Consider the following 13,387-nt stretch of genomic DNA (forward strand, 5'->3'; position numbering starts at 1 on the left):
ATTCAAATGATGTGCATATTTGCGCAGGGCTTCGCATACCCTCAGGAGACAAAATCATGAATATCGGTCAACCGGTAACGACAGCAGAAATTAACGTCACTATTTCGCAGGATGACCTACGCTGCCTTGAACATTTATTAAATATTGGCCAGTTCGTCGGTGAGTTGCTGGAACATCAGGAATGTACGGTGATGACTCGGCCACCGGTACAGCAAGCACAACTGACCTCTTTGCTGTCAATGATGACCAGCCAGCTCAATGGCGTGGTAGAACGCTGCAACCAGCAATGGCTGACTCTGGAGGTAAACGCATGAGCAAGCCTTCAACCCCTTTCCTTCGTATTGCCCTGTATCGCCGCGCTGTGGCCTGTGCTTGGCTGACAGTGTGCGAGCGCCAGCAACGTTTTCCACATCTCACCCTTGAAGCACTAGAAATGGCTATCGCCCGAGAACTGGAAGGATTTTATCTGCGCCAGCATGGCGAGGAAAAAGGCCGTCAGATTGCCTGTGCGTTGCTGGAAGATTTAATGGAAACCACACCGCTTAAAGCCATGCCATCACTGTCCTTTCTCGGTCTGGCCGTGATGGATGAACTTTGTACCCGCCACATTAAAGCGCCAGTGCTGCACTAAGGGAAAAATCATTATGAAAATCAACGTAACTGAAACAGTGAAACAGGCTTGCGGCCACTGGCCGCAGATCCTCCCGGCGCTGGGTGTCAAAGTGATTAAAAACCGCCATCAGGCTTGCCCGATTTGTGGCGGTGATGCCCGTAGCGACCGTTTTCGCTTTGATGACCTAGAGGGGCGCGGGACGTGGTACTGCAACAAGTGTGGCTCAGGTGACGGCCTGAGGTTGATTGAAAAGGCTCTAGGACTGAGCGCCTGGGATGCGGCTCAACAGGTTAACGCCGTCACCGGCAATCTGTCGCCGGTTGCCCCGGAGATACTCACCGCAGTAGAAGCCGATACTGACGCCAGCCGCAAAGCGGCGGCTGAACTGGCCGCCAAACTAATGGAGAAAACCCGTACAGCCACCGGGAACGCCTATCTGACCCGCAAGGGCTTTCCTGACCGGGAATGCCTGATGCTGACGACCAGCCATAAAACCGGCGGAGTGAGCTACTGTGCCGGGGATGTGGTAATGCCGCTGCATGATGATTCCGGCGTACTGGTTAACCTCCAGTTGATTAACGCTGACGGCCTTAAACGCACCCTGAAAGGCGGTCAGGTCAAAGGAACGAGTCATCTCATTGAAGGGCAGAAACAGGTCGGAAAACGACTGTGGATTGCCGAAGGTTATGCCACGGCGTTGAGTGTGCATCTGCTCACCGGCGAAACGGTGATGGTGGCCTTGTCGTCCGTCAACCTTCTTTCTCTGGCGAGCCTTGCCCGGCAAAAATATCCGGCCTGCCAGATAGTGCTGGCGGCTGATCGTGACTTAAACGGTGACGGCCAGACCAAAGCCGCCGCCGCCGCGAAAGCCTGTGAGGGGCTGGTCGCTCTGCCGCCGGTATTTGGTGACTGGAATGATGCCCATATCCAGCAGGGTGAAGCCGTCACCCTCAAAGCGCTGACAGATGCACTGAAACCACCGGTTGCCAGTCCGTTCGATACCATGAGCGAAGCTGAGTTTACCGCCATGAGTACCAGTGATAAGGCAAAGCGGGTGTATGAGCATTATGGTGAAGCACTGGCCGTGGATGCAAATGGTCAGATCCTGTCCCGCTACGAATCCGGCGCATGGAAAGTTACGTCTACTACTGATATTTTACGTGATGTGGCTGCTCTTTTTCAGCGGCTGAACGCCCCGTTTTCATCCGGAAAAATCGCCTCCGTGGTGGAGACATTGAAACTGATTGTTCACCGTCAGGAAACCCCGGCGCGACGTCTGATAGGTTTTCGTAATGGCGTGCTTGATACCCGTTCAGGGATATTTAACCCGCACAACAAAGCGTACTGGTTGCGTACATTATGTGAAGTCGATTTTACCCCGCCAGTAGACGGTGAATCGCTGGAAACACATGCGCCCAATTTCTGGCGCTGGCTTGATCGTGCCGCCAGTTATCAGCAAGAAAAACGCAATATCATTCTCGCTGCCCTGTTTATGGTGCTGGCGAACCGCTATGACTGGCAGCTCTTTCTTGAAGTGACGGGACCAGGTGGAAGCGGGAAGAGTATTCTGGCTGAAATTGCCACCATGCTGGCCGGAGAGGATAACGCCACCTCAGCCACTATTGAAATGCTCGAATCGCCACGCGAACGCGCTGCCCTGATAGGTTTCTCACTTATCAGGTTGCCTGACCAGGAGAAATGGAGCGGTGACGGCGCAGGACTTAAAGCGATTACGGGCGGTGATGCTGTATCGGTTGATCCGAAATATCGTGATGCCTATTCAGCCCATATACCGGCGGTGATTCTGGCGGTGAACAATAATCCGATGCGTTTTACCGACCGTAGCGGCGGTGTATCCCGTCGCCGGGTTATCCTGCACTTCCCGGAGCAGATTGCCCCGGAAGATCGAGACTCTCAGCTCAGGGATAAAATTGCTCAAGAATTGGCGGTGATTGTGCGCCAACTTATGCAGAAATTCAGTAACCCGATGGATGCCCGGACACTGCTCCAGTCACAGCAGAACTCCGATGAAGCCCTCAGTATTAAACGTGATGCTGACCCGGCCTTTGATTTTTGCGGCTATCTGGAAATGCTGCCTCAGACCAACGGTATGCTGATGGGCAATGCCAATATCATCCCGCGCCAGCCCCGAAATTATCTCTATCACGCTTATCTGGTCTATATGGAATCGCAGGGTTACAAAAATGTGCTCAGTCTGAAAATGTTTGGACTTGGATTGCCGTTAATGCTGAAAGAGTACGGACTGAATTACGAAAAACGACGGACAAATCAGGGCATGCAGACCAATCTGACCCTCAGGGAGGAAAGCAACGCTGACTGGCTGCCGAAATGCGGCGAACGAACGGCGTAATGACCAATCGAACCGGCGAAAGCCGGTTTTTTACGCCCATCCTTCACCATCAGTGAAGAATATTCGTAACCCTTCATTCATCGATCACCATATAATCCATTGTTTAATAAAAATAAATACTTTACGTGTAGAGTGTGATGGGTTATCTGCAAAATCATTAATTGCTTTGCATCGAAATGAGGTAACGTTATAAACTGCATTAATCGTATAAAAATCGAGCACGCATAATGCTTACTACTCAACAAAAACATGTTTTGGAAACAGATGGGCATATATTCATTGCAGAATTTCTTCCTAACATTGACATAGTTAGCTGCGGCAAAACTGTAGGTAAAGTTGTTGCTCCACTCACGTTAAAAAGTGGTCTCAAAGCAGAAAAATTTGAGACACTTACCCCAAAAAACGCAATAACTTCCAATAAAAACACTTACAGTTCGATATTTGGGTTAGGAGAATTCCCTTATCATACAGACTTAGCTCATTCGTCACTCCCCCCAAAATATTTATTACTTCGCTGTGTAAAAGGAGCTGAAAGTGTTAAAACAAACGTTCTAAAAAGTCAAAAAATATTTGATAATTATAATTATACAAAATTAAAAAAATGTATATTCAAACCAAGAGACAAGTTAATCACAAGAACTTTACTTCCATTACCTCTGATATTTGACGATGAGTTTATAAGATGGGATTCAGTCTTCCTTTTACCAGCAAATAAAAACGCTGAAAACTTTCAAAATTGGATGTCAGAAATTAAATGGAATGGTTTAGAGGATTCTTATTCATTATCCACATTAGGTGATACTCTTATCATTAACAATTGGATGAACTTACATTCCAGAAGCCTAGTACCTGAAAAAGACCGCTCAAGAATTGTTGAGAGAATATATTTATCGGAGATATGGAAATGACGTCGAAGTTGAAAAACCATCCTTGGTCTAGCGATACTCTTTTTGCAAAAGCCTTAATTTATGTTGGCAAAATGGAGTCAACCCAGCTTGATGATCCAGACTATGGGTTATGGTCCTCACTAAGTTTAGAGTTTCTCGCAAGATCGGCATTATCATATATATCTCCCACACTTCTAGCAGATGCACATAGCTGGAGGAATATACATTTCGCATTAGGTCATGAGGTAACAATGAAGGGGTTTTCCCCAAAATCAATTGGAATAAAAGATGTTTTTAGTCGATTAAATGAAATCACTCCAAACTTTAATAGTGAGATATTAGGATACTGTTCTCAACACATTGAAAGAAGAAACGCTGAGTTACATACAGGTGAAATGGCCTTTTCAGAATTAAAAAATTCAATTTGGCTTTCTCGCTTTTATAAATCTTGCGAATCGCTTCTACATATAATGGACAAAAAAATAGAAGATCTTTTTGAAATGCCTAATGTTGCTCTCGACTCAATTAAGTCTCTAAGCGATGAAGCCGGGAAGTCAGTGAAGCAAGACATTGCGGCATATAAAAAAGTTTGGGGTGACAAAAGTGATGAAGAAAAAAACAAATGCCATGACCAGGCTTCTATTTGGGCCACTCGACAAAATGGCCATAGGGTAATTTGCCCTGTTTGTGACTCACAGGCTCTTGTGCAAGGCTCTCCATCCTCATCGATAAAGACAGCAACTGACCAAGATCTTGATTTAGTAATTCAAAAACAATCTATGATGCCGATATCCTTCGAATGTGTGGGCTGTGGTCTTAAAATAAGTGGGCATTCAAGGCTTAATGCTTGCGGTTTAGGTGAGTCATATACTACTACCACAACATTCACTATTGCTGAATTCTATAACCTTTATACCGAAGATGAAATTGATGAGGCACGCAGAGAAGGGGAGGCCTCGGTCATTAGTCATTTTGAAGATGATAATAATGAGTAGATGATTTAAAGGGTGGCTGGAAATCAACCGGCCATCACTAATGTGTATAACAATGTGTATATGAAATTTTTTAAATCGAATAAAAAAAACCAAGTATCAATAGGTTATGAACAAATAGAGACTCCTGTGATCTTCCGCCAATTTTCCTCCCCTCTCGTCCGAGAACGTCTAAAAACCCTTTAAATTCAAATAAGATAGAGAATGGTTCATCCGTAACCGTCCAACACCATCTGCCTGAATCCAGAAAACATATGTATCGTGCTTTTTTAGACACTGATTTAATTTATACGCATGGTACTGACAGATATACAAATTTGGGTATAGATAAAGGTTTTACCCAATAACTGAGCATAATTTGACAACATTTTGATGGTGTGCCAAATGTATTCCATCGACAAATAACTTAAACCTATGCCAGGAAATGAGTGTGGATGACGAGAAAAAACCGTCAACTTGGGTGATTCAGGCGATTGCCGATCAGGCTGTTAACGTTGAGTTTGGTGACTGTATTAATGAAGCTATCAATCAGCGTGTCACCGCGTTTATGGATGTACTCAAGCAGCAGCAGATCCCCGGCGTCACAGGTTATCTGCCGACCTATCGCTCCTTGCAGGTATCCTATGATTCACTGCGGATCCGCCAGTCTCATCTTATTCATCTGATTGATGCCTTGCTCAGCAATACGCGGTGGACTGCAACGCCTGGTCGGTGCTGGATTGTCCCGGTATGTTACGGTGGAGAACAGGGTATCGACCTTGAAACATCAGCAACGGCGCTCGGACTGACTTGTGATGAATTGGTGCGGCTTCACTCTGCCCCAACTTATCGCATCTATATGATTGGTTTTGTGCCAGGATTCGCCTATTTAGGCGGGTTAGATGAACGATTACATCTGGCACGGCGCACATCCCCGCGTCAGGAAGTCCCTGCTGGTAGCATCAGCATCGGCGGAATGCAGTCAGCCATCGGCTCGGTTGCGGCCCCCAGTGGCTGGCATTTGCTGGGTAAAACACCGGCGAAAAGTTTCAACCTGCGGCGGGAACAGCCTTTTTTATTCAGCGCTGGAGAGCGCGTTCGTTTCCTGCCGATTGGTGTGGAAGAATATCAGGCCCTGAATGCCGATCCGGACTATATGCCCCAGTGGAGCCATGACGCATGACATTTTTTGATGTGATTTCTCCCGGTCTGATGTCCACGCTTCAGGATGCGGGGCGATTAGGTTATGAAGATCGCGGCGTACCGCCTTCAGGCGTGATGGATACGCTGAGTTTTTCTCTTGCCAATGCGTTAGTCGCCAATACGCCTGGCACTGGCGTAATTGAATTTACGTTAACCGGCCCTACACTGAGGCTGGGCGGCGACCAAACCCGCTGTATTGCTGTAACAGGAGATGCGGAGGTCATGCTCAATGCCACACCTTTACCCGTCTACCAATCCCACCTCATGCAGCCAGGAGATCTTCTGACCATCAAACGACTTCGATCGGGGGCTCGCGGCTATTTCGCCGTCGCGGGGGGATTCGATGTTCAGCCTCAGCTTGGCAGTGTTTCCACTCTGACGCGTGCCAGATTAGGCGGATTTCATGGCCGTATCATGCAAAAAAACGACAGGCTACCACTGTGCAATATTCAGTGTGACGGTGTTGCCGGGATACGCGCGGACTGCCTGTTTCCCCAGCGGGAAAAGCGCCCTTTCAGAGTCGTGTGGGGGCCTCAGGACACCTACTTTGATGACGCAGCCCGCCATCAGTTTCAGTCACAGTGCTATCATCTGTCACCCCAGTGTGACCGTATGGGGTATCGCCTGCAGGGTGAACCTCTTGAACATCTTCGTGGCTTCAATATCATTTCTGATGCCATAAGCCATGGCAGCATACAGATACCTGGAGACGGTTTGCCCATTATCGCCATGAATGACAGGCAAACAACCGGAGGTTACCCAAAAATTGCCACCGTTATCCGTGCCGATTTGGCCCGTCTGGGTCAGCTAAAACCCGGCGACAGCATACAGTTTGAAGCGGTTTCAGTGGAGAAGGCTGAGTCGATTTGGCGGGGTCGTCAGGCTATTTTACAGGAAAAACTGGCGGAACTCTCCAGACGCCGTTAACGCTGCGATTTCAGGCAATAACCTCCGCCAAAGGCATGACAGAGGTTATTAAAAAAGGTATTCACATCCATCACTGCCCGTAATACGCATTTGCCCCGTGTTTACGAAGATAGTGTTTATCCAGCAGTACCTGCTGCATATCCCTGATACCAGGCGTCAGTTGACGGGAGAAAATGCCCATATAGGCAACCTCTTCCAGCACCACCGCGTTATGCACCGCGTTTTCCGCACTGCTCCCCCAGGCAAAGGGGCCGTGGGCATTAATCAGCACAGCAGGGATAGCCGCCGGACTTAGATTGCGTGTACGGAAAGTTTCAATAATCACTTCCCCGGTATTATGCTCATAGTCCTCGGCAATTTCCTGCGCAGTCATCAGGCGTGTGCAAGGAATATTGCCATAGAAGTAGTCCGCATGGGTGGTCCCCCAGGCCGGGAGATCTAACCCGGACTGGGCCCAGATAGTGGCATGGCGTGAATGGGTATGAACAATACCGCCAATGGTGTCGAAAGCGCGGTAAAGTGCCAGATGCGTTGCGGTATCGGAAGAGGGTTTTTTAGCGCCCTCTACCACTCGGCCACTTGCCAGTTCGACCACCACAATATCGTCCAGCGTCATGACATCATAGTCCACGCCAGAAGGCTTAATCGCGACCAGACCACGGGCTCTGTCGATGGCGCTGACATTGCCCCAAGTAAAGGTCACCAGATTGTGCTGCGGCAGAGTGAGGTTAGCTTCCAGAACCTGTTGTTTCAGCGACGTTAAACTCATATTAATCCTCCTTCCTGCATTTTTTGTTCAATCCAGCGCCGCGCCTGTACAATCTCGGCTACCGGTTCTTCGGCTTTTTCAGTCCACATTTCAATCAGGAACGCGCCGCGATAATTGATCTGCTTGAGTTTGCGGAACACGCTGACAAAATCCACACAGCCACTGCCAAAAGGCACATCACGAAACTGCCCTTTTGAACTGTCAGTCACGGGCTGCGTATCTTTCAGGTGAATCGCCGCGATACGGTCAATGCCCAGTTCCAGCTCCGCGCTGACATCGTTACCCCAGGCACTCAAGTTGCCCACATCCGGGTAAACAGTGAACCAAGGCGAGGCTAACTGGCGATCCCAGTCCTTCCACTTGCTGATGGAGTTCATAAACTCAGTATCCATAATTTCCACCGCCAGCATCACCTGTGCCGCCGCCGCACGCTCAACCGCCCATGCCATACCCTCGGCAAAGCGGGTGACTGTACCTTCATCGCGTGATTCGTAATAAACGTCGTAACCCGCTAACTGAATCGTGCGAATGCCGATGTCTTTCGCCAGTTGAATAGCGTTCTCCATCAGGTCGTAAGCCTGTTGACGGATAACCGGATCATGGCTGCCAAACGGAAAGCGGCGGTGACCGGAAAGGCACATCGATGGAATCGTCACCCCGGTTTCAATCATTGCCCCGACCAGAGACAGACGCTCAGCTTTTGTCCAGTCAAGACGTGCCAGACGATGGTCAGTTTCATCCACCGACATCTCGACAAAGTCGAATCCACAGGCTTTGGCTAACGCCAGACGTTCAGGCCAGCTCAAATGCGCAGGCAGCGCCTTTTCATAAATTCCCAGTGGGTGCTGACGCATAAATTATTTCCCCCAAATATGGTTAATCGCCTGATGGAATTCAGCTGCGGTAGCAACGCCGTTAGCGCTGTCAGTCAGTGCGCGGCCAACGATAAATGCACGAACATCAATCTCTTTAAACTGTGGTAATTCTTGCGGAGTAATCCCCCCCGTCACCGATAAACCAAAGCCGAGGTCGGACAGGGCTTTCATGGCATCCAGATCCTGCTGGCTCCAGCTCTGCCCCTGTGCCTGAGCATCACGCCCGCGATGATAGATAGCCTGTTTCAGCCCAAGGCCACGCCAGTTACGCGCATCCTCCATGCTCCAGTTACCAAATAGTTCAATTTGAATTTCCCCCTGGTAGCGCTGAGCTACCTCATGCGCGCTGGCGAAGGTTGCCAGCGGGGCCGCACAGATAACCGTCATCCAGCTAGCGCCAGCACCAAAGGCCAGTTCGGCCAGTGTGGATCCGGCATCGGCCACCTTAAAATCAGCAACCAGTGTTTTCTCAGGCAAAAGTTGGCGGAGCTGACGTACAGCCTCAACACCCGCGCTAAAACAAAGAATGGTTCCGGCTTCAACGATATCGACGTATTCGTGTAGCCGTTCAGCCGCATCCAGCGCAGCATCAAGCCGGGTATGATCCAGCGCCAGTTGTAACTGAGGAACAGAGTGATTACTCATGGTGTGACTCCCTGATTGACGGCGAGCAGTACGGTTACAAGATTTTGATAGCGTTGGTATTTTTTCTGATATGAGGCGTGGTTTTGCATATTGGGTTGATAGCGGATAATTTCCGGATCCAGCATCTGCTGTGCCTGCTGTAGTGACGATATTGCCCCCGTGCCGGTCATGGCGACCAGAGCAGCCCCCAGACAGCCACTCTCTTCAATCTGTGGGATCTCTACCGGTAGCCCGCTAATATCAGCAAACATCTGCATCCACACCGCAGAACGTGTCGGCCCACCGCTCAGACGCAGCGCAGTGACATGGGGAAAACGTTTGAGAATGCGGTTAAGGTGCGTCAGATGTGAGAACACCACACCCTCATAAATAGCCTGTACCAAATGACTACGCTGATGACCCGCCTGCATACCGTAGAAACTGGCCTGTAGATCTGCGCCAGCGTTATTACCGTAAAGGAAAGGGACAAACAGCAATGAACTCGCGGCAGGCGGCAGTTCGGCCACCCACTGGTTCAGTTGATGATAATCGTCGATTTCCCACTGCTGGCAGAACCACTCAAGGTTAGCGGCTGATGTGGGGCTGGCTTCGTGAATAATATATTGATTATCAATAGCATAGCGGCCATAAACAAACGGGTAGTCGATCTCGTCGAGTAAACTGTCGGTGATCCCGCTGGTGACAGACCAGGTGCCCATAACCGCATTTATCCGGGTATCGTCATAGAGCCCGGCGCAAAGGGCAGTGGAGACCACATCAAACAGACCGCCAACAACAGGTGTACCCGCGAGTAATCCACACTGTGCTGCCGCCTCCTCGCCGATAGTCCCAGCAATATCCGTCGGCCTGACAATGGGGGGAAGTGCAGGTAAAATCTCGGAAAGACCGAACTGCTCCACAAGGGCAGGCGACCAGTCTTGCTGGTGCATGTCATACAGATTTGATTCAGAGATATTGGTTTCTTCACAGGCCAGGGCGCCAGTCAGGCAGTAGCGCAGATAGTCATGAGCCATCAACACGCTACCAATCTCTGCATAGCGAGCAGGCTGATGCTGTTTTATCCAGCATAACAGGGACACCGGATGCCCGGTCCACAACGTCTGTCGGGTTACTGGATACAGTGCCTGCGGTAAACCTTCCTGCTGCCACTGCTGGACCAGTGCCAATGCCCGGCGGTCAGAGGAGAGTATGCCATTACCCAGCGGCTGCCCCTGTTTATCTAACAGAAACAGCCCCTTACCCTGAGCGGAGATCCCCATGCCCAATACCTCGGCGGCAGGTGTCTCACTGGATATCAGTACCTGACGAATGACTGTCGCTGCCGTGTGCCACAACTGGTGCATATCACGTTCAGCCCGTCCAGGCTCTGGCACCAGCACCGGTAAATTCTGTCGGGCAACCGCGCGTTCATTACCCGCAATATCGTACAAACCGGCCTTAATAAAGGTACCGCCGCAGTCAAGTCCTAACCAATAGCTCATAGTGTTCTCTCCAGTCAGAGGCAATCAGCCACAGGAATTTTGACGACCACTTTGCGGGTAGGCCCTGGTTCGTTAACCGCGCAATTGGGTCGATGGAGATCCTGCGGAAAAAACACGGCAAAATTACCCGGCTTCATCAGCAGCAACGTTTCATTTGGCGCGTGGCGATAAAAAATGATGTCCCGGGTTGCGTCATAGGGTTGGTGTATCTCAACTAGAGTGCTGTCCGTCGCAACACCGATATACTCCTCGCCAGAAATCAGGTACTGCACATCGATAAACTTGCGGTGTGCTTCCGGGTAGTTTTCGCTCTCGAAGCCGGTCTGTAAGTCCAGCACCTGCACCAGCCAGCCGGTCTCGCTGTCCTGATAGCGCCCGGCAGGCATATTCTGCAGATCCTGACCTTTCAAATAGCGAATTGCCTGGGCTACGGCGGCAGGATAGTGATAGTCTGCAGTATTATTAATATGTCCAAAGATCATGAGGTTATTCCTGTCACAGTGCCTGGATACGGGCCCAGACGCGCTCATCAACCGGAATACCAAGACGCTGATTTTCAGCGCGAATACCGGGGAATTTGTGACCAGGAAGGCGAATAGCCTGTTCACTGTCGGCACGCTCTGCGCCACTCACCGACTCACGAATACGCGCCAGCTTGCTGTCACGCGTCGGGCCGTCAATCAGCCGGTCAACGTCAATAGCAATAAAAACTTGTGAGATACCGAATTCATCGCCGTTGTCTTCAGTGATTTCGGTAACAGAAGCGCCGTTTGAGAGCAGGGTGGCAAGCATATCCAGCACCACCGAGAGCGCGGAGCCCTTCCAGTAACCCATCGGCAGGATGCGGCGATTCTCTTCGATAGTGGCAGGATCGCGGGTATAGTTGCCGTCGTTATCAAAACCGCCGTCTACCGGTAAGGTTTTACCCGCCAGACGGTTAAGCTCCAGCATGCCGTAGGAGAACATCGACATCGACATATCCACCATGGTGACAGGCTCGCCAGGTACCGCAACGATCAGCGGGTTAGTACCAATAGCACAGTTTTTCGCCCCCCAGGGTGGCATAACGGCAATCGAGTTAGTCCAGCAAATCCCGACATAACCTTTCTCTGCTGCCTGCCAGCCATAACTCCCCCCACGCATCCAGTGATTGGCATTACGCAGCGCCACCAGGCCAATGCCGTGAGCGTCAGCAAGCGTAATAGCGCGATCCATCATCGCTGTGGCCGTCAGGTTGCCTATTGAACGATGTGCATCCCACTGCTCGATAGCTCCCAGAGAGAGTATTTTTTCCGGTATAGCTTCGGGGATGATATGCCCGGCATCGAGTTGCTGAATAAAACGCGGGAAGCGGTTAACGCCGTGGGAATAGACGCCACTCTCGCTGGTATCGGCAAACAGGGTGGCGCAGGCTTCCGCTTTTTCGACCTCGACGCCCCGCGCGAGGAGCACGCGCAAAAATTCCTGTTTTAACTGTTGATAGCTGATTCTCATTGCCGACGGTCTCCCCGATAAGTGGGTATATTTCAATATGTGGAATTGCATTTCAAATAAAGTCTATGGCGTTAATCGGGGGAAGTCAAAGAAAGGGTGGGTTAATTTATTGTTATAAAACAACCACATAAAAATCACTTTGGTTTATGTGATCGGCCACACATCGGGCGAAATACAGGCGTGGGGAAGCCGGCAGAAAGGACATCCTGACCACCGGCTGTATATACCCGTTATGCTTCAAGTTGTTTGAATGTTGCGTGCACTCAACTCAAATTATTTGGGTATATTTTTAGCTACTGACTTATTCGCACCCGATAAAGGGAGCTTGTCGCCGTAATATACAACTCGTCCCCGTTCGGACCGCCTAACGTACAGTTGGAGACGCATTCCGGTAACAAGATTTTACCCACCGTGGCACCACGGCTATCAAAAGCGATAACGCCATCGGCACAGCTGCACCAGATATTCCCCTGGCGGTCAACGCAGAATCCATCCGGAATACCTGGCGCAACCTCAGCAAACCGTTTCCCGTCAGACAGCTGATGGCCATCAACGCTGTAAACCCGCAGCTCGCGGCGGCCCAGCGTTGGAAAGTCAATAATCGACATATCCGCCACATACATCAGACTTTCATCCGGTGAAAAGGCCAGTCCGTTCGGGCGCTGTAAATCACTGGCCGCGATGGTCAGTTTGCCGCTCGGCGGATCAAAACAGTAGAGGTAGCAGCCAATCACCTGGCTATGAGCATGATAGCCTTCATCATCGCTGGTAATACCGTAGGGCGGATCGGTAAACCAGATAGTGCCATCAGAACGAACCACCACATCGTTAGGCGAGTTAAAACGCTTGCCGTCAACCTTCTCTACCAGCATCGTTACGCTACCGTCATGTTCAGTACGGCTGATGCCGCGCCGTCCATGCTCACAGCTGATCACCCGTCCTTCACTATCCCGTGCATTGCCGTTGGCATAATGAGAAGGCGCACGCCATACCTGAAGTTCGCCGCTACGCTGCCAGCGAAACATGCGATTGCCTTTAACATCACTGAATACCACAGCATCTTGCTGGGGTAGCCAGACCGGGCCTTCCGCCCAAATTGCCGGAGAGCACAGTTTCTCAATAACCAGAGAGTCAGTCAGCGACATAATGGA

The 13,387-nt window shown here is 50.3% G+C and carries 14 protein-coding genes; 7 read left to right on the forward strand and 7 right to left on the reverse strand.

Features of this window, described 5'->3' with window-relative positions; all coding sequences use genetic code 11:
• The first annotated feature begins 56 nt into the window (after window positions 1-56).
• From Q1A40_RS07315 to Q1A40_RS07345, 7 genes are all read left to right on the forward strand, one after another.
• Window positions 57-314: a hypothetical protein gene (locus Q1A40_RS07315; protein WP_299998841.1), complete on the forward strand. Its 258-nt coding sequence runs from the start codon at window positions 57-59 to the stop codon at window positions 312-314.
• Window positions 311-631, forward strand: coding sequence for a DUF5375 domain-containing protein (locus tag Q1A40_RS07320; RefSeq protein ID WP_299998843.1), 321 nt, complete (start codon window positions 311-313; stop codon window positions 629-631). The genes Q1A40_RS07315 and Q1A40_RS07320 overlap by 4 nt, the downstream gene beginning before the upstream one ends.
• 13 nt (window positions 632-644) lie before the next feature.
• Window positions 645-2,984 (forward strand): primase-like DNA-binding domain-containing protein, encoded by a 2,340-nt coding sequence (locus tag Q1A40_RS07325; protein ID WP_299998844.1) that lies wholly within the window; start codon window positions 645-647, stop codon window positions 2,982-2,984.
• 227 nt (window positions 2,985-3,211) lie between these two features.
• The gene (locus Q1A40_RS07330; RefSeq protein WP_299998846.1) at window positions 3,212-3,892 is read left to right on the forward strand and encodes a hypothetical protein; all 681 of its coding nucleotides are present in this window, start codon (window positions 3,212-3,214) and stop codon (window positions 3,890-3,892) included.
• Window positions 3,889-4,866, forward strand: a complete 978-nt coding sequence (locus Q1A40_RS07335) for a hypothetical protein (RefSeq protein ID WP_299998847.1) — start codon at window positions 3,889-3,891, stop codon at window positions 4,864-4,866. Before Q1A40_RS07330 ends, Q1A40_RS07335 begins: the two co-directional genes overlap by 4 nt.
• A gap of 427 nt (window positions 4,867-5,293) precedes the next feature.
• Complete coding sequence (gene pxpB / locus Q1A40_RS07340) at window positions 5,294-6,025, forward strand: 5-oxoprolinase subunit PxpB (RefSeq protein ID WP_299998849.1); 732 nt, start codon at window positions 5,294-5,296, stop codon at window positions 6,023-6,025.
• Window positions 6,022-6,972, forward strand: coding sequence for a biotin-dependent carboxyltransferase family protein (locus Q1A40_RS07345; RefSeq protein WP_299998851.1), 951 nt, complete (start codon window positions 6,022-6,024; stop codon window positions 6,970-6,972). Before pxpB ends, Q1A40_RS07345 begins: the two co-directional genes overlap by 4 nt.
• 70 nt (window positions 6,973-7,042) lie before the next feature.
• On the opposite strand, the gene araD is transcribed toward Q1A40_RS07345, so the two are convergent.
• The 7 genes from araD to Q1A40_RS07380 form a co-directional block, all read right to left on the reverse strand.
• Complete coding sequence (araD, locus tag Q1A40_RS07350) at window positions 7,043-7,741, reverse strand: L-ribulose-5-phosphate 4-epimerase (RefSeq protein WP_299998853.1); 699 nt, start codon at window positions 7,739-7,741, stop codon at window positions 7,043-7,045.
• On the reverse strand, window positions 7,738-8,595 hold the full coding sequence (locus Q1A40_RS07355) for an L-ribulose-5-phosphate 3-epimerase (protein ID WP_299998855.1): 858 nt from the start codon (window positions 8,593-8,595) through the stop codon (window positions 7,738-7,740). The genes araD and Q1A40_RS07355 overlap by 4 nt, the downstream gene beginning before the upstream one ends.
• Window positions 8,596-8,598: 3 nt before the next feature.
• Window positions 8,599-9,261: a 3-keto-L-gulonate-6-phosphate decarboxylase UlaD gene (ulaD, locus tag Q1A40_RS07360; protein WP_299998857.1), complete on the reverse strand. Its 663-nt coding sequence runs from the start codon at window positions 9,259-9,261 to the stop codon at window positions 8,599-8,601.
• Window positions 9,258-10,742 carry an FGGY-family carbohydrate kinase gene (locus Q1A40_RS07365; RefSeq protein WP_299998859.1) on the reverse strand — a complete coding sequence of 495 codons (1,485 nt, stop codon included), beginning with the start codon at window positions 10,740-10,742 and terminating at the stop codon, window positions 9,258-9,260. The genes ulaD and Q1A40_RS07365 overlap by 4 nt, the downstream gene beginning before the upstream one ends.
• A 14-nt stretch (window positions 10,743-10,756) precedes the next feature.
• A complete protein-coding gene (locus tag Q1A40_RS07370; RefSeq protein WP_299998861.1) occupies window positions 10,757-11,224 on the reverse strand; it encodes a YhcH/YjgK/YiaL family protein in 468 nt (155 codons plus the stop codon).
• Window positions 11,225-11,237: 13 nt separating this feature from the next.
• On the reverse strand, window positions 11,238-12,236 hold the full coding sequence (yiaK, locus tag Q1A40_RS07375) for a 3-dehydro-L-gulonate 2-dehydrogenase (protein WP_299998863.1): 999 nt from the start codon (window positions 12,234-12,236) through the stop codon (window positions 11,238-11,240).
• 293 nt (window positions 12,237-12,529) lie between these two features.
• Entirely contained in the window at window positions 12,530-13,381 is an 852-nt protein-coding gene (locus tag Q1A40_RS07380; protein ID WP_299998865.1) for an SMP-30/gluconolactonase/LRE family protein, read from the reverse strand.
• Window positions 13,382-13,387: the final 6 nt, after the last annotated feature.

Source organism: uncultured Cedecea sp. (genome assembly GCF_947498825.1).
Taxonomy (GTDB): Bacteria; Pseudomonadota; Gammaproteobacteria; order Enterobacterales; family Enterobacteriaceae; genus JGM124.

Excerpts from the sequence above, each read along its gene's own strand:
- Q1A40_RS07315 (WP_299998841.1), top strand. The coding sequence starts at position 57 with ATGAATATCGGTCAACCGGTAACGACAGCAGAAATTAACGTCACTATT.
- Q1A40_RS07320 (WP_299998843.1), top strand. The coding sequence starts at position 311 with ATGAGCAAGCCTTCAACCCCTTTCCTTCGTATTGCCCTGTATCGCCGC.
- Q1A40_RS07325 (WP_299998844.1), top strand. The coding sequence starts at position 645 with ATGAAAATCAACGTAACTGAAACAGTGAAACAGGCTTGCGGCCACTGG.
- Q1A40_RS07330 (WP_299998846.1), top strand. The coding sequence starts at position 3,212 with ATGCTTACTACTCAACAAAAACATGTTTTGGAAACAGATGGGCATATA.
- Q1A40_RS07335 (WP_299998847.1), top strand. The coding sequence starts at position 3,889 with ATGACGTCGAAGTTGAAAAACCATCCTTGGTCTAGCGATACTCTTTTT.
- Q1A40_RS07345 (WP_299998851.1), top strand. The coding sequence starts at position 6,022 with ATGACATTTTTTGATGTGATTTCTCCCGGTCTGATGTCCACGCTTCAG.
- araD (WP_299998853.1), bottom strand. The coding sequence starts at position 7,741 with ATGAGTTTAACGTCGCTGAAACAACAGGTTCTGGAAGCTAACCTCACT.
- Q1A40_RS07355 (WP_299998855.1), bottom strand. The coding sequence starts at position 8,595 with ATGCGTCAGCACCCACTGGGAATTTATGAAAAGGCGCTGCCTGCGCAT.
- ulaD (WP_299998857.1), bottom strand. The coding sequence starts at position 9,261 with ATGAGTAATCACTCTGTTCCTCAGTTACAACTGGCGCTGGATCATACC.
- Q1A40_RS07365 (WP_299998859.1), bottom strand. The coding sequence starts at position 10,742 with ATGAGCTATTGGTTAGGACTTGACTGCGGCGGTACCTTTATTAAGGCC.
- Q1A40_RS07370 (WP_299998861.1), bottom strand. The coding sequence starts at position 11,224 with ATGATCTTTGGACATATTAATAATACTGCAGACTATCACTATCCTGCC.
- yiaK (WP_299998863.1), bottom strand. The coding sequence starts at position 12,236 with ATGAGAATCAGCTATCAACAGTTAAAACAGGAATTTTTGCGCGTGCTC.
- Q1A40_RS07380 (WP_299998865.1), bottom strand. The coding sequence starts at position 13,381 with ATGTCGCTGACTGACTCTCTGGTTATTGAGAAACTGTGCTCTCCGGCA.